This window comes from Catellatospora vulcania (assembly GCF_009720385.1).
Lineage (GTDB): Bacteria > Actinomycetota > Actinomycetes > Mycobacteriales > Micromonosporaceae > Catellatospora > Catellatospora vulcania.
The window spans coordinates 476,589-491,671 of sequence record NZ_ML769302.1 but is presented as its reverse complement, the minus strand read 5'-3'; the positions used below and the strand labels follow the sequence as shown (position 1 = coordinate 491,671).

14 protein-coding genes are annotated in these 15,083 nt (G+C 70.7%); 10 read left to right on the top strand and 4 right to left on the bottom strand.

All coding sequences use genetic code 11. The features are described 5' to 3' along the window. The first annotated feature begins 32 nt into the window (after positions 1 to 32). The 5 genes from F6W97_RS06565 (at position 33) to rplI (ending at position 3,015) form a co-directional block, all read left to right on the top strand. Positions 33 to 875 (top strand): hypothetical protein, encoded by an 843-nt coding sequence (locus tag F6W97_RS06565; protein ID WP_155369217.1) that lies wholly within the window; start codon positions 33 to 35, stop codon positions 873 to 875. 473 nt (positions 876 to 1,348) lie between these two features. Then, on the top strand, positions 1,349 to 1,639 hold the full coding sequence (gene rpsF, locus F6W97_RS06560) for a 30S ribosomal protein S6 (protein ID WP_120317645.1): 291 nt from the start codon (positions 1,349 to 1,351) through the stop codon (positions 1,637 to 1,639). A gap of 98 nt (positions 1,640 to 1,737) precedes the next feature. Next, complete coding sequence (locus F6W97_RS06555) at positions 1,738 to 2,259, top strand: single-stranded DNA-binding protein (protein WP_155369216.1); 522 nt, start codon at positions 1,738 to 1,740, stop codon at positions 2,257 to 2,259. A gap of 52 nt (positions 2,260 to 2,311) precedes the next feature. Next, positions 2,312 to 2,551 carry a 30S ribosomal protein S18 gene (rpsR, locus tag F6W97_RS06550; protein WP_120317647.1) on the top strand — a complete coding sequence of 80 codons (240 nt, stop codon included), beginning with the start codon at positions 2,312 to 2,314 and terminating at the stop codon, positions 2,549 to 2,551. Positions 2,552 to 2,565: 14 nt separating this feature from the next. After that, complete coding sequence (gene rplI, locus F6W97_RS06545; protein WP_155369215.1) at positions 2,566 to 3,015, top strand: 50S ribosomal protein L9; 450 nt, start codon at positions 2,566 to 2,568, stop codon at positions 3,013 to 3,015. Positions 3,016 to 3,078: 63 nt separating this feature from the next. On the opposite strand, the gene F6W97_RS06540 is transcribed toward rplI, so the two are convergent. Both F6W97_RS06540 and F6W97_RS06535 read right to left on the bottom strand, forming a co-directional pair. Further along, a complete protein-coding gene (locus tag F6W97_RS06540; protein ID WP_155369214.1) occupies positions 3,079 to 4,530 on the bottom strand; it encodes a vWA domain-containing protein in 1,452 nt (483 codons plus the stop codon). A gap of 170 nt (positions 4,531 to 4,700) precedes the next feature. Further along, entirely contained in the window at positions 4,701 to 5,369 is a 669-nt protein-coding gene (locus F6W97_RS06535) for a hypothetical protein (protein WP_155369213.1), read from the bottom strand. A 320-nt stretch (positions 5,370 to 5,689) separates the two neighbouring features. On the opposite strand from F6W97_RS06535, the gene dnaB reads away from it, so the two are divergent. From dnaB to crcB (F6W97_RS06515), 4 genes are all read left to right on the top strand, one after another. Next, positions 5,690 to 8,617, top strand: a complete 2,928-nt coding sequence (gene dnaB / locus F6W97_RS06530) for a replicative DNA helicase (protein WP_330164955.1) — start codon at positions 5,690 to 5,692, stop codon at positions 8,615 to 8,617. A 16-nt stretch (positions 8,618 to 8,633) separates the two neighbouring features. Continuing rightward, on the top strand, positions 8,634 to 9,026 hold the full coding sequence (gene crcB / locus F6W97_RS06525; RefSeq protein WP_155369212.1) for a fluoride efflux transporter CrcB: 393 nt from the start codon (positions 8,634 to 8,636) through the stop codon (positions 9,024 to 9,026). Then, complete coding sequence (locus F6W97_RS06520; RefSeq protein WP_155369211.1) at positions 9,008 to 9,331, top strand: DUF190 domain-containing protein; 324 nt, start codon at positions 9,008 to 9,010, stop codon at positions 9,329 to 9,331. The genes crcB (F6W97_RS06525) and F6W97_RS06520 overlap by 19 nt, the downstream gene beginning before the upstream one ends. A 67-nt stretch (positions 9,332 to 9,398) precedes the next feature. Next, complete coding sequence (gene crcB, locus F6W97_RS06515; protein WP_155369210.1) at positions 9,399 to 9,761, top strand: fluoride efflux transporter CrcB; 363 nt, start codon at positions 9,399 to 9,401, stop codon at positions 9,759 to 9,761. Positions 9,762 to 9,767: 6 nt separating this feature from the next. Here crcB (F6W97_RS06515) and F6W97_RS06510 read toward each other — a convergent pair whose 3' ends face one another. Continuing rightward, entirely contained in the window at positions 9,768 to 11,168 is a 1,401-nt protein-coding gene (locus tag F6W97_RS06510; RefSeq protein ID WP_155369209.1) for a glycosyltransferase 87 family protein, read from the bottom strand. A gap of 73 nt (positions 11,169 to 11,241) precedes the next feature. Continuing rightward, positions 11,242 to 13,776 carry a putative bifunctional diguanylate cyclase/phosphodiesterase gene (locus tag F6W97_RS06505; protein ID WP_155369208.1) on the bottom strand — a complete coding sequence of 845 codons (2,535 nt, stop codon included), beginning with the start codon at positions 13,774 to 13,776 and terminating at the stop codon, positions 11,242 to 11,244. A gap of 304 nt (positions 13,777 to 14,080) precedes the next feature. Here F6W97_RS06505 and moaCB point away from each other — a divergent pair, with 304 nt between their 5' ends. Then, positions 14,081 to 15,079, top strand: coding sequence for a bifunctional molybdenum cofactor biosynthesis protein MoaC/MoaB (gene moaCB, locus F6W97_RS06500; protein ID WP_269059671.1), 999 nt, complete (start codon positions 14,081 to 14,083; stop codon positions 15,077 to 15,079). The last annotated feature ends 4 nt before the right edge of the window (positions 15,080 to 15,083 follow it).

Here is a 15,083-nt window from a genome sequence, read left to right as displayed (position 1 = left end):
TCCGGGGCGCACGCCCCAGGGGGAGATGCGTCATGTCGTACGCCATCCGTCGACGAGCCGCGGCCTTCGCGGCGGCCGGCCTGCTCGTGGGCCTGCCGCTGCTCGGCGCCAGCCCGGCCGGGGCCGTGGAACCCGAGGCGGCGCCCGGCGTCAGCTTCAGCGGCGGCGGTCTTGGCCTGCTGCTGTGCGGCTCCAAGCCGGCCACCACGAAGATCACTGTCGCCGCCGAGTCCAAGGTGCGCCTGACCAACGGCCTGGGCCAGGGCGCGACGCTGCAGATCGACGGCAAGGACAGCGCGACGGTCTCCGACGGCGAGACGGTCGAGGTGCAGTTCCACCGCGGCCCGGTCAAGGTGGCCATGGTGCCCGAGTGCCTGCTGAACCTGAACCCGACCTTCGAACCGCTGACGGTCGACGTGGTCAGCCGCTCGACCTCCCCGTCGGGCAGCAGCTCCGGCAGCAGCGGCGGCGGGCAGGGCAGCGGGTCGACGCCGAGCAAGAAGCCGTCCGCCAAGCCCAGCCCCACGAAGGGCGCGGGCCAGTCGGCCGGCGGCAACCGGCAGACCACCCCCGCTGAGGTGCCCGGCGACGGCGGCGAGACGGTGAACGTGCCGGACCCCACGGGAAGCCCGCTGTTCGAGGACCCGGCACCGCAGGGCGGCGAGACCGAGCCAGCGCCGGAGGAGTCGCCGAAGGGGACGGTGGTCGGTCAGGATTCGTCGAAGATCGACGCGACCCTCTCGTCCGTGAACTCTCCGGATAAGGGTCCAATCGGACTTCTTGCAATTATCGCGACAGTGTGTGTCGTTGGTGTCGCAGCCGGGGCAATCCGCGCTATTATCGCTCAGCGAGCAACTCGGGCAGAGTTCGCGTAAAATTTAAATACTCCGCGGGGCGCTTCTTTCCAACATCGTCGGTGTGGTCGTTCCTCCCCAGGTCCCACCCAGCAGTTCGGACGGAAACGCCCCGCGGTCCTCCTCACGAGACGCGGTCACCTGGATCAGGTGGCCGCGTCTCGCTTCGTCTGTCGACATCCCGACCGGCCCCGCCCGCCGGCCCCGCCTTGATCGTCCGACTTGCCAGGCAATCGGGCGTATCTTGGCCGCTCATACGCCCATCTGCCTGGCAAGTCGGGTGATCTGGGCCGGATCGGGCGTGGGGAGCAGGCCCGGCCGGGGACGGCGACGGCGGGGGCGGGCGGCCGACCAGGTAACATAGCCGGGTTCCGTGTGCCGCGGGCAGATCCCGCGGCATTCGCATGGAACGACGCAGACCTCCTGCTACGGACAGTCCGTAGCCGAAGAGGCCGGTCACCGGCCTCGCCAAGCCCATAGGAGGTGAGTACGTCTTGCGTCACTACGAAGTAATGGTCATCCTCGACCCCAGTCTCGAGGAGCGCACCGTCGCCCCGTCCCTGGACACGTACCTCAACGTGATCCGCACGTCGGGTGGTTCGGTCGAGAAGCTCGACGTGTGGGGCCGTCGCCGGCTCTCGTTCGAGATCAACAAGAAGGCCGAGGGCATCTACGCCGTCATCGACCTGCAGGCCACGCCTGCGGCCGTTGCCGAGCTGGACCGCCAGCTGCGACTCAACGAGTCGGTGCTGCGCACCAAGGTCATCCGTCCGGAAGTTCGCTGAACTTCCTGACAATCGCGACGCCCGGACCACTTCACGTGTGCTGTCGCATCCCTGTGGGAACCTTTGCGGCAGAACAAATGTGAACCGAGGAGAAGGTCATGGCTGGAGAAACCACCATCACGGTCATCGGCAATCTTGTCGACGACCCTGAGCTGCGCTTCACCCCGTCGGGTGCGGCTGTGGCGAAGTTCCGTCTCGCATCGACCCCCCGCACGCTGGACCGCGCGTCCGGCGAGTGGAAGGACGGCGAGCCGCTCTTCCTGTCGTGCAACATGTGGCGGCAGTTGGCGGAGAACGTAGCCGAGTCGCTGCAGAAGGGCTCCCGCGTCATCGTCTCCGGACGGCTGCGTCAGCGGTCGTACGAGACGAAGGAAGGCGAGAAGCGCACGGTCTACGAGCTGGAAGTCGACGAGATCGGCCCGTCGCTGCGGTATGCCACGGCGAAGGTGCAGAAGATGTCGCGTTCCGGCGGCGGAGGCGGTGGGGGCTACGGCTCCGGCTCCAGCGGCGGCGGCAACAGCTCCAGCGGCGGCGGCGGAGGCTTCTCCGACGACCCGTGGGCCACGGCTGCTCCCGCAGGCGGTTCGGGTGGCAATTTCGACGACGAGCCACCGTTCTGACAGGTGACCGAACGCGGTCCCCGGTCAGTGGAAAAAGACTGAGGTAGAGATCATGGCGAAGGCTGCGGCCCTGCGCAAACCGAAAAAGAAGGTGAACCCTCTCGACAAGGAGGGGATCACCTACATCGACTACAAGGACACCGCGCTGCTGCGCAAGTTCATCTCCGACCGCGGCAAGATCCGCGCTCGGCGGGTGACCGGCGTGACCACGCAGCAGCAGCGGCAGATCGCTCGGGCGGTCAAGAACGCCCGCGAGATGGCGCTCCTGCCGTACACCACCACCGGTCGCTGAGAGGAGGGCACCTGATGAAGATCATTCTGACGCACGAGGTGTCCGGTCTCGGCACGCCCGGTGACATCGTTGAGGTCAAGGACGGCTTCGGCCGTAACTACCTGCTCCCCCAGGGTTTCGCGATCCTGTGGACCAAGGGCGCGGAGAAGCAGGTCGACTCGATCAAGCGGGCCCGCGGGGCTCGCGAGGTCCGCGACCTGGGTCACGCCAACGAGCTCAAGGCGCAGCTCGAGGGCCTGAAGGTCACCCTGTCGGCGCGTGCCGGCCAGGGCGGCCGTCTGTTCGGCTCCGTGACCGCGAACGAGGTCGCCGAGGCGGTTCGCTCCGCCGGTGGCCCCGCGCTGGACAAGCGCAAGATCGAGCTGCCGGCCGCCATCAAGTCGACCGGCGGCTACACGGTGCAGATCAAGCTGCACCCGGACGTGACCGCCAAGTTCAACCTGAACGTGGTCGCCTCCAAGTAAGGCACTCGCAACACGCGGCAGGCCCCCGGACCACTCGGTCCGGGGGCCTGCTTCCGTTCCCGGTCAGAACAGGCGCTGGGCGGTGTGGATGAGGTCGGCGAGATCGTCGACGGGCCGCTCGTCTAGGCGGCCGGCGGCGTCGTCGGCGATCTTCGCGAGGTCGGCCAGCTGCACGGCGCGGGCGCCGTCACCTCCGCGAAGCGCCACGGCGAAGAATGCCGCCGCGTAACACACCCGCAGCCGCGCGTCGGCCGAGGCGAAGTCGCCGGACAGGTCGCCGACGGCGATCGACTCGTACGTCTCGGAAGGCTGCTTCGTGCTCGGGTCCAGCCACCGCACCCGCACCTCGGCGACCCGGCCGGCGGCCTCGGGCGTCAGGCGCACCAGGTAGAGCGCGGTCACCGAGTGGCCGGGGCCGACCTCGCCGCCGTCGACGCGGTCGTTGCGGAAGTCGTCGTCGGCGACCTTGCGGTTCTCGTAGCCGACCAGCTCGTACGACGCGACGCTCTTCGGGTCGAACTGGACCTGCGCCTTGGCGTCCATCGCCCGCAGCGCCAGGGTGGCCGGCAGCCGCCTTACGAAGACGTCCCGGGCCTGGCGGCGCTCGGAGACGTACACCACGAACCCGTCGCCGCGGTCGGCCAGCCGCTCCATCAGGTCGTCGCCGTAGTCGCTGCCGACACCCACGCCCAGCAGCGCGATCTCCTTGTCCGCCTCCTCGCGGACCTGGCGCAGCATGCGGTCCGCGTCGGTGGTGCCGGTGTTGGCCAGACCGTCGGAGAGCAGGATGACCCGGTTGCTGTAGCCCTGCCGGAACCCGTCCCGCGCGGTCTCGTAGCCGGTGACCAGGCCGTCGCCGAGGTTGGTGCTGCCGCCGGCCCGCAGCGAGTCGATGGCGTCGTGCAGGCGCTGCTTCTCGGCGACCCGGGTCATCTCGCGGACCACCTTGGCCCGGTCGTTGAAGGTCACGATCGCCACCGCGTCGGTGGGCCGCAGCTGGTCGACGAGCGTGTGCAGGGCGTCCTGCACCAGGCCGAGGCGGTCCGGGTCGGCCATGGACCCGGACACGTCGATGACGAAGGTGAGCGCGGCGTCCTTGCGCTGCTCGCTGTCCTCGCCGCGGGTCTGCAGGCCGATGCGCAGCAGCCGGGTGTCGCCGGAGGCCTCGTGCGAGGCGGGCAGCCGGGTGCCGTCCACGTGCACGGCGAAGCCGTCGCCCTTCGGCTGCGGGTAGTGCTGGTCGAAGGAGTTGACGAACTCCTCGGGCCGGACGGTGTCCGGGTCGGGCCGGCGGCCGTCGCGCAGGCGGCCGGCGGCGTAGCCGTACGAGGCGGTGTCGACGTCGAGCGCGAAGGTGGACAGGTCGTCACGCTCGGGACGCTGCGGGCCGGCCTCGTTCTGCGCGCCGTCGCCGCCGGCGGGTGGGCGTGGCGCGCTGTCGGGCGCTTTGCTCGAACTGCAGCCGGCCAGGGCGAGCACGGTGCAGAGTGCGACCGCGGAACTCTTCAGTCTCATCGGGACCTCCCGTGAAGCCGGTTCCGGGCCGGATGATTCCGGCCGGGTCGGATACCGGACTTCATGGGAAGCGCAGCGATGATCATTTACCGCTTATGACGCGTACCTGAGACGAAAGCGGAACCGGTCGTGACCAAACCGTGCGCTTGCCGTGATCTGGCGAGAACGCCTCAGATGATGCTGAGCAGGACAGTCGTCGCGCCGCCGGCCACCACGGCCGAGCAGAACCCGATGGTGACCGCACGCCAGCTGTCGCTGACCCAGCGCAGCACCGCCGCCATGGCCAGCGCGCCGAGCAGGGCCAGACCCCAGCGGGGGGCCTCGGCGATGAGATCGCCGAGGGCGCCGGACCGGGGCGACTCGCAGCCGCCGAGTCCGGCCGCGATGCAGGCCGGGTCGGAGTCGCCGGACAGCAGCAGCGCCCGCACGATCAGCACCAGCAGTGGCACGGCGTAGAAGCCCGCCGCCCAGAGCATCGCGGTCCAGTAGTCGCGCTCGGTGCGGTGCGGCTCGTCGTAACCCGTGTCGTAGCCTGTGCGGGTCTCCGGTGGCCGGAGGTTGGTGAGGTTGTCCGGCCAGCGGTCGTCGTAGCCGTCGTAGTTCTCGTCGGTCACGTACGTGTGGAATCCGGCGTCGGCGGCGGGGCCGTAGCCGGGGCTCGAGCCGTAGCCGGCATCCGCATCCTGGTGGTCGGCGGAGCGATAGCGGTCGGCCGCGTTGCCCTGCCGGGGAACCGTGGGGTCCGACGGCTGCGGCCAGCCGCCCGCCCTGATGTTCGGCGCGGCAGGCTGCTGCGCTCCCCAGCCGTCACCCTGAGACGACCAATCCGGATATCCCACGGTCGGAGCCTGGCGGAGACCGATATCCCGGGCAATCCCCCGAACCGGCGAGAATAGGCAACCAGCGATCTTATGATCTACGCCACGCCGCGCGAAAATCTTGGAAAGAATCTTGTTTGCACAGCCTGTGCGCATCGAAAGACCAGGTCAGAGCGTTATCCACAGCGTGTGGGCGAAAGTTGTCCACAGGCTGTGCACAGGGTCCCCCACAGGCTGGGGCGGGTTGTCCACAGGTTGCCCCCAGCCTCGTCCACGGGGGTGTTTGTGCGGGGTGATTCACGCGCCTAGGGTCAATCGAATCGGGTTGTGAGGGAGGCGCCGTGACATCGGTCGGGGACGGCGTACGCGGGCAGTTCACCGCGGTCCAGGCAGCCCCGGCGGCCGAACAGGTGCCCTTCGAGAAGACTCCCCCGCAGGACGTGGCCGCGGAGCAGTGCGTGCTCGGGGGCATGCTGCTGTCCAAGGACGCCATCGCCGACGTGGTCGAGATCCTGCGGGCCAACGACTTCTACCGGCCCACCCACTCCACCGTCTTCGACGCCGTGCTCGGCCTCTACGGCCGCGGTGAGCCCGCCGACGCGATCACCGTCGCGGCCGTGCTCGAGAGCGCCGGCGACCTGGCCCGCATCGGCGGCGCGCCGTACCTGCACACGCTCATCTCGACGGTGCCCACCGCCGCCAACGCTTCCTACTACGCCCGCATCGTCAGCGAGCGCGCCGTGCTGCGCCGCCTGGTCGAGGCCGGCACGAAGATCGTGCAGCTGGGCTACGGCTCCGCGGCGGGTTCGGGACGCGACGTCGACGACGTGGTGGACCTCGCCCAGCAGGCCATCTACGACGTCACCGAGCGCCGCGTCAGCGAGGATTTCGCGATCCTCGCCGACATGATCCAGCCGACGCTCGACGAGATCGAGGCGGTGGGCGCGGCCGACGGCAGCATGCGCGGCGTGCCGACCGGCTTCAGCGACCTCGACCGCCTCCTCAGCGGCCTCCAGCCGGGCCAGCTCATCATCGTTGCCGGCCGCCCTGGTCTCGGAAAGGCGCTTGCTGTCGACACGCCCCTGCCGACGCCGGACGGCTGGACGACCATGGGCGAGGTCAGGGCAGGCGACCGGCTCATCGGTGCCGACGGGCGGCCGACCACGGTGCTGCGCGCGTTCGACGTCATGCACGGGCGTCCGTGTTACGAGGTCGAGTTCTCTGACGGTTCGATCATCGTCGCCGACGCCGAACACCTCTGGACGACCACGACCCGGGCGAGTCGCCGACAGCGTGCCGAGACGAAGGCCACCCACCAGTGGCCGCTCGACGCGCGGATCGACGCCGAGGCTGTGCTCCGGGAGGCGATGGAGCGTCCCGACGAGCTGGTGACGCTCCGCGAAGCGGTGGAACTCGCCGGGCAGCGGTTCCGGCACGTGCTGCACCTGGTCGCCGCCGAGGTCGGCTCCGCGGAGAAGAAGGTCCAGCAGTACGAGCGCAACGGCAAGCCGTGGCACCGGGCCATGCCCGCCTACTCGCTGCAGGCGCTTGCCGCGGGCCTGTCGCAGCGCGTGAACCGGCTGATGAACGCGGAGACCACGGCCCCGCCCGCGGAGCCCGTCACCACGGAGCAGATCGCGGCCACGCTGCTGCATCCCACCGACGGCAGGCTCAACCACGCTGTCGAGAACGCGTCCGCCCTGGTCCTGCCCGACCGGGACGACCTGCCGATTCCGCCGTACACGCTGGGGGCCTGGCTCGGCGACGGTCACTCCGGTGCCGCCCGCATCACCTCGGCAGACCCGGAGCTGGTGACCTACCTCGAGTCCGACGGATTCGTCGTGAATCCGGAGTCCGGCCAGCTTCTCTACTCGATCCAGGTTCCCGAGCTGCCCCCGCTGCCCGAGCGGGTGTGCGTGGTGTGCGGCAGGAAGTTCGCCCCCAAGGCCGCGAGCGTCTACACGTGCGGCCGGTCGTGCGGCGGCCGGTCGAAGGGCATGGTTCCCACGGACACGCGAGACGGTTGCGCGACGTGCGGAAGGGTCACTGCCGGCACCGGTGGCCCGGCCCGTCGATGCGCACCGTGCCACGAGCGCTACGGATCGTTCGTCGGCTACCTGCGCGCGGCTGGCGTGTTCGGCGACAAGCATGTGCCGACCGCCTACCTGCGCGCGTCGGAGGCCCAGCGGCGGGCGCTGCTGGCCGGGCTGATGGACACCGACGGGACCGTCGCGCCGGCCGGAAACCTGCAGTTCACGGTGACCAGTAAGAAGCTGTTCGACAGCGTCCGGGAGCTGGTCGTCAGCCTCGGCTACCGCTGCTCGGTGAGCACCAAGCAAGTGAAGGGCCGGACCGCCGAGTCCTCGACCGCGTACACGCTGAACTTCTCCACGGCCGACGAGATCTTCCGCCTGGAGCGCAAGAAGCTCGCCCACAAGGAGCGCTGCCGGACCAGAAACCTCGAACGGACGGGCAGCCGGTACATCGTCGCGGTCCGGCCAATTCCCAGCGTGCCCGTGCGCTGCGTGACGGTCGACAATGACGATCACCTTTACCTCGCGGGCAGGTCGATGATCCCGACGCACAACAGCACCGCGAGCATGGACTTCGCCCGCCACGCTGCGGTTCGGGCCGACATGGCCAGCGCGATCTTCTCGCTGGAAATGTCGAAGACCGAGATCGTGATGCGTCTGCTGTCGGCCGAGGCGCGGGTTCCGCTGCACGTGCTGCGCTCCGGGCAGCTGTCCGACGACGACTGGACCAAGCTCGCCCGCTGCATGGGCGAGATCTCCGAGGCGCCGATCTTCGTCGACGACACGCCCAACATGAACCTGATGGAGATCCGGGCCAAGGCGCGCCGTCTCAAGCAGCGGCACAACCTGAAGCTGATCGTCGTCGACTACCTCCAGCTGATGAGCTCGCCGAAGAAGACCGAGAGCCGCCAGCAGGAGGTCTCCGAGCTGTCGCGTGGCCTGAAACTGCTGGCCAAGGAGGTCGAGTGTCCGGTGATCGCGGTCAGCCAGCTGAACCGTGGCCCCGAGCAGCGCACCGACAAGCGCCCGCAGCTGTCCGACCTCCGTGAGTCCGGCTCGATCGAGCAGGACGCCGACGTCGTGATCCTGCTGCACCGCGACGACTACTACGACAAGGAGTCGCCGCGGGCCGGCGAGGCGGACTTCATCGTGGCCAAGCACCGCAACGGCCCCACCGACACCATCACCGTCGCCGCGCAGCTGCACTTCTCGCGCTTCGTGGACATGGCGATCTGACCTTAGGCGCGACGTCGTGCGCAGGCAGTGGGACGTGCTCGCGGTGATCTCCGCGGGCGGTGCGCTCGGCGCGCTGGCCCGCTATGCGATGAGCCGGGCGCTGCCGGCCTCCCCCACCGGGTTCCCGTGGGGGATCTTTCTGGTCAACGTCACGGGCTGCCTGCTGATCGGGGTGCTGATGGCGCTGATCGCGCACGTGTGGCCGGGGCGGCGGCTGCTGCGCCCGTTCCTCGGCACCGGCGTGCTGGGCGGGTACACCACCTTCTCCGCCTATACCGTCGACATCGTGCGGTTGGCGGACGCCGGAGCGGTCGCGGTCGCAGCGGCGTACCTGGTGGGCACGCTGCTGGCCGCGCTGCCGGCGGTGTACGGCGGGATGGTGGTGACCAGGTGGCTGGTACGACGGTGAGCGGTCTGCGCCTGACGATCCTGGTCGGTGAGGGTGACCGGTGGCGGCACCGCCCGATGTACACCGAGATCGTGCACCGGGCGCACGCGGCAGGGCTGGCCGGCGCGTCGGTGCTGCGCGGCGTCGAGGGCTTCGGCAGCCACTCGCGCATCCATACCGACCGGTTGCTGTCGCTGGCCGAGGAACTGCCCATGATGGTCGTCATCGTGGACGCGGAGGAACGAGTGCGCGGTTTCCTGCCGCAGCTGGCCGAACTGGGCCTGGAAGGCCTGGTCATGCTGGACCCGGTCGAGGTGGTGCGGTGAGCGGGTCTCGCGAGCGAATCCGGCAGGCTCGGGCGCATCGTGACGACTCGCGAAGCGAGCAGGAATGATGACCGTGCTGCTGGTGGCGCTCGGCGCGGCCGTGGGCGCACCGCTTCGCTACCTGGTCGACCGGGCGGTGCAGGCCCGGCACGACGCGCTCTTCCCGTGGGGCACGCTCACCGTGAACGTGGCCGGGTCGCTGGTGCTCGGCCTGCTGACCGGCGGCGCGCTGGCCGGAGCGGTGTCCGGTGACGTGACGGTGCTGCTGGGCACCGGGTTCTGCGGGGCGCTGACGACCTACTCGACCTTCGGGTACGAGACGGTCAAGCTCGTCGAGTCGGGCGCCTTCGGCCAGGCGTTCGCCAACGTCGCCGTCAGCGTGACGGCCGGGCTGGCCGCTGCCGCGGCCGGCTACGCCCTGACGGTCTGAACCCGGTCAGCCCTCGCTCCGCTGATCATGAAGTTGTGGCGGTGACACGCCGTCGACCCGTGCCATAAGTTCATGATCAACGCGAAGGGGGAGGGACCAGAGGGCCAGGGCTGCGGGGTAGAGGAGGTAGCCGAAGCGGGTGGCGGGCATCAGCAGGATGGCGAGGAGCAGGCCGGTGGCGGTTACCAGGGCCGCCGCGCCGGCGTCGCGGGGTGGGCGGCGCAGCAGCCACAGGCCGACGGCCAGGCCGGCGAGCACCAGCAGTGCCAGCGCGACCAGCCGCCCGCCGGGCACGTGCTGCGCGATCAGGTAGCCGAGCAGCGGTGACGCGGCCGGGCTGGTGACCAGTCCGTGCCCGGTCGGGAAGAGGACCACGTTCTCCAGGAACGCCCCCGGGTCCACCAGCAGCGCGGGGACCAGGGTCAGCACCGGCAGCCCGACGGCGCCCGCGGCATAGCGGCCACCTCGCCCGCGCACCAGGGCGTACGCGCCGAGCACCAGGACGATCGGCCACGCCAGCAGCTTCATCGCCGCTGCGGCTCCGACGGCCGCTCCGGCCCAGCCGAACCGGTCGCGGGCGGCGAGCGCGAACGCCAGCAGGCACAGCGCCAGCACCGGCAGGTCGTCCCCGCCGGTGGCCAGGGTCAGCGCGCACAGCGGGAGCACCGTCGCGGCCTGCACCGCGCGTACGAGCAGCGCGTCGCGGCTCGCGGTGCCGTCGCGCAGCAGCCGCACGGCCGAGGCGACGGCGAGCGCGGTGACCAGTGCGAACCAGATCCGGGCATCGGTCCACCAGGTGCCTCCGAAGACCGCGCGGGGCAGGCCGAACAGCGACATGCCCGGCTGGTACGGCGTGTAGCCGAGCAGCGGGTCGGCCAGCGCGGCGATGCCGTCGCGCCCGAGGTAGGGCGTACCGCTGTCGAGCAGCCGGCGGGCCGACGCCTCGACGACGAGCACCTCCTCCTGCGCCCGCCCGCTCGCCCCGCCCGCCCGCGCCACGGCCTGCGCCACCAGCGGCACCAACGCCACCGCCGCCCATGCCCCTGCGGTGACCCATGCCCGCGCGACCGCCCCGGTCCCCCGCGCCCCCGGCAAGATCGTCGGACCTGCCTGGCACTCGTGCGTATCTTGGGCGCGCTTTCCCCCACCTGCCTGGCAAGTCGAGTGATCGTGCGCGGGCGTGGCGGCGCGGCGGCGGCGCAGCGCGAGCTGGACGAGGACGGCGAGGGTCGCGGCGGCGTAACCCCAGACGGCGACCGCGCCCCAGGCTCGGTGCGAGGTGAGCGTGGACGAGGTCGCGGTGGACCAGGCGAACAGCGCGGACAGGGCGTAGAGGCCCAGGTCGGCGGCGAGACCGCCGGCGGCGTGGTCGACCGACCGCCAGATCCGGCCCGGGGCGCGGCTCACGCCGTCGCCTCGTGGAGCGCGGCGCTGTTCGACGCCGCCGTGCCGGTGATCCGCTCGCTCATGCGGAGGAGTCTTACACCCGCTCGCCGCCGGCCGTGCCGGTGGTGCCGGAGGGCCGGGAGGCCCGGCCGGGGGTGCGCTTGGCCGGCATCCGCACGACTGCGGCCGGGTTGTGCAGCGGCTCGGCGAGCCGGACGGGGCCGTCGTCGGCGCTGACCAGGGCGAGCACCTCGTCGATCGGCATCGGCTTGGCGAACAGGTGGCCCTGGCCGGCCGTGCAGCCCAGGTCCCACAGCATGTGCCGCTGGCTGTCGCGTTCCACGCCCTCGGCGACGACCAGCAGGTCCAGGTGGCGGCCCAGCTCCAGGTGGGAGCGGACCACGGCCGCGGCGCTGGGCGTGTTCTCCATCTGCATCACGAACGAGCGGTCGATTTTCAGTTCCTTCGCGGGCACCCGCGACAGCACCGACAGCGAGGAGTATCCGGTGCCGAAGTCGTCCAGCGCGATCATGCAGCCCAGCTCGGCCAGCTCGGCCAGCACCTTGTCCACGATGTCCAGCTGGCTGACGTTGTGCGACTCGGTCAGCTCCAGCACCAGCGCGTCCCCGGGCAGGCCGTGGTCGTCCAGGCGGCGGGTGACCAGCGCGGGCAGCCGGCGGTCGAGCAGGCTGCGCGGCGAGATGTTCACCGCGACCGGCCACCGGCAGCCCAGCGCGCGCCAGCGCGCCGCCCCGGCCAGCGCCTGGTCGAGCACCGCGTCGGTGAACGCGGTGAGCAGGCCGGACCGCTCGATGGAGCCGAGGAAGCTGCGCGGGTCGACCATCCCCTTGTCCGGGTGCTGCCAGCGGGCCAGCGCCTCTGCGCTGATCGGCTCGCCGCTGGCCAGGTCGACGATGGGCTGGAACTGGAGGATGAACTCCTTCTCCGCCACCGCGCGCGGGAGCATGCCGCCGACGACGAGCCGGGCCCGGTCGGCGGTGTCGTTGTCGGGGGCGTACGCGGCGACCGAGCGCCCGGTGCGCTTGGCCTGGTACATCGCGATGTCGGCGCGGCGCAGCAGCTCCACGAAACCGCCTTCGCTCGGCCCGGTGGCCACGCCGGCGCTGGCCGACACGACCAGCGGCATGCCGTCGACGTCGACCGGCTCGTGCAGTGTGGAGAGCAGGTGCTCGGCCTGGTAGAGGGCGAGGGCCGGGGCGGGCAGGTTGCGCAGCAGCACCGCGAACTCGTCGCCGCCGAGCCGGGTGACCAGCGCCTCGGGCCCGGCCGCCGCGGACAGCCGCTGCGCCACGGCGATCAGCACCTGGTCGCCGGCGCCGTGGCCGAGCGCGTCGTTGACGTCCTTGAAGTGGTTGAGGTCGAGCACCAGCAGCGCGGTCACGCCGCGCCCGCCGCGCCGGCGGTCGAGGGCGTCCTCGGTCTCCAGCTGCAACCGCCGCCGGTTGGGCAGGCCGGTGAGCAGGTCGTGGGTGGCGTCGTGCTGGTGCTGCCCGGCGAGGTGCTCCAGCTGTGCGTACGAGGCGGCGTTGCGGATCGCGGTGCACAGTGCGCCCGCGAACGCCCGCAGTGTGAACTGCTCCCGCTCGGACAGCGCGACCGGGACCTGGAAGCACAGGCGCAGCTCGCCGACGCGCTCGCCGTCGTTGTCGCCGACCAGCGGGACGACAGCGGTGGTCGCCTCGTCCACCGGGCTCTGATCGGGTTTGCCGTGGTAGGTGATGGCGCTCTGGGTGCCGCGGACCGACTGCTGCACGCCGTCGAGGCACACCTCGATCTCGACCCGGTCGGCGGAGAACAGCCGCGCGCCGTTGTGGACGGCGGTGTGCAGCACGGTCTCCATCTGCACGACGTTCATGGCGTCGGTCGCCTCGGCCAGCTGCTGCCAGGCCAGCCGCTCGGCCCTGGCGCGCAGGCGGCCGCGGTAGGTCAGGTGAAGGCTGAACACGATCGCCGGAATGGCGATGAGCAGCTGCGCCTCAGCCGCGAGCACGGCGAGGGCGAGCACGGCCACGGCGAAGCGTACGAACGCGGAGCCGAGGCGCAGGTCCAGGTCGGCGAGGAAGCGGTCCCGCATGCTCGTGCCGGTCGCGAGCGCGATCACCGGGATGATCGCCATCTCGTCGGCGATCAGTGCGGCGAGGTAGGCCAGAGCGAGCGGCCCCAGGTGCTCCAGCGGCGGCTGGACGGCACCGCCGGCCAGGGCCAGGGTCCCGGCCGCGACGGCGCACGTGACGATGCCCTTGGCGACGCCGAACACGAACTTGATCGGCGGCAGCTTCCGGGTGGACTTCTCGATGGTGAGGCCGACGGCGGCGCACAGCACCGCCCACTGCGGCGGCAGCAGCACCGCTGCGATCAGCAGTGCCGAGTCGGCCCAGGTGACGTCCAGGTTGTTGGATCCCACCCGCACCCGCACGGAGATCAGTGCGGCGAAGGTGATCAAAGCGGTCAGCGCGACGGCCTGCAGGGCCGTACGGGAGTCGACCCCGCTGCTCGTCGCGGTGCCGACGGCGACGAGCACCACGGCACCGGCGATGAGCGCGACGATGCGAACAAGCAGCTTGAGCTGCCGATCGGTCTGCTGCGGAGCAGGGGTCTGGCTGGCCAACGTCGGACCTCTTCCGTCAGAGACAGATGGTCGTGAGTGTGGACAGCCTAAGGGATTGTCAGTGCCACTCGAAGGTGCGCATCTCCGGCTCCTCTCCGCTCGACCTTGTTGCTTGCCAATGTCTGATGCAGAGCGTAGTTTCTGCACGGTCGATTTCTAGTGGTGGGTTCACATTTCAAATAACAATGGCGATTTATCACGAATAGTGGTGAGTCGCCTACGCACTGTGTTCGCATCCCATATTCGCCCGCCCAGCAACTAGGCTCATGTCGTGACAGAAGGAACAGCTCCCTCCTCACCTCAACTGACTCATGTGGACTCCCGCGGGGAGGCCCGGATGGTCGACGTCGCGGGCAAAGAGATCACGCTGCGTGTCGCCGTCGCGGCAGGGCGCGTCGTCACCACGCGTGACGTGCTGGATCTGCTGCGCGGGCGCGGCGTGCCGAAGGGCGACGCGCTCGGCGTGGCCCGGCTCGCCGGCATCATGGCCGCCAAGCGCACTCCCGATCTCATTCCGCTCTGCCATCCCATTGCCATCCACGGCGTCACCGTGGACCTCACCGTCACTGACGACGGGGTGGACATCCAGGCGACCGTCCGCACCGCTGACCGTACCGGTGTCGAGATGGAGGCGCTGACCAGCGTCGCGGCAGCCGGGCTCGCGCTCATCGACATGATCAAGGCGGTGGATCCCGCGGCGTCGATCGACGGCGTGCGGGTGCTGCGCAAGGAGGGCGGCAAGACCGGCCTCTGGGAGCGCGGAGCCATGCCGGCGGGTTCCCGGCAGCCCGCCGCGCCAAACATCGGAGCGCCGAAGGTCAGCGTCATCGTCGCGTCGACCCGGGCGGCGACCGGCGTGTACGCCGACCGCGGCGGCCCGCTGCTCGCCGCAGGGCTGCGGGAGTTCGGCTGCGAGGTGGACGAGGTCGTCGTGGTGCCCGACGGGGAGCCCGTACGCGAGGCGTTGCGGGCGGCCCTGGCCCGGCGGCCCGACGCGATCGTCACCACCGGCGGCACCGGCATCAGCCCGACCGACCGGACCCCGGACATCACCCGCGAACTCGTCGACTACGAGGTCCCCGGCATCGCCGACGCGGTACGCGGCAGCGGCGCGACCCCGCTGGCGGCCCTCTCCCGCGGCGTCACCGGCGTGGCCGGGCGGACCCTCGTGGTCAACCTTCCCGGCTCGACCGGCGGGGTCCGGGACGGGCTCGCCGTGCTGGCGAAGGTGCTCCCGCACGCCGTGGAACAGCTGCGCGGCGCGGACCATCCGGCCGCAACCGCCACCGGCACCCAGGTCTAGGGTC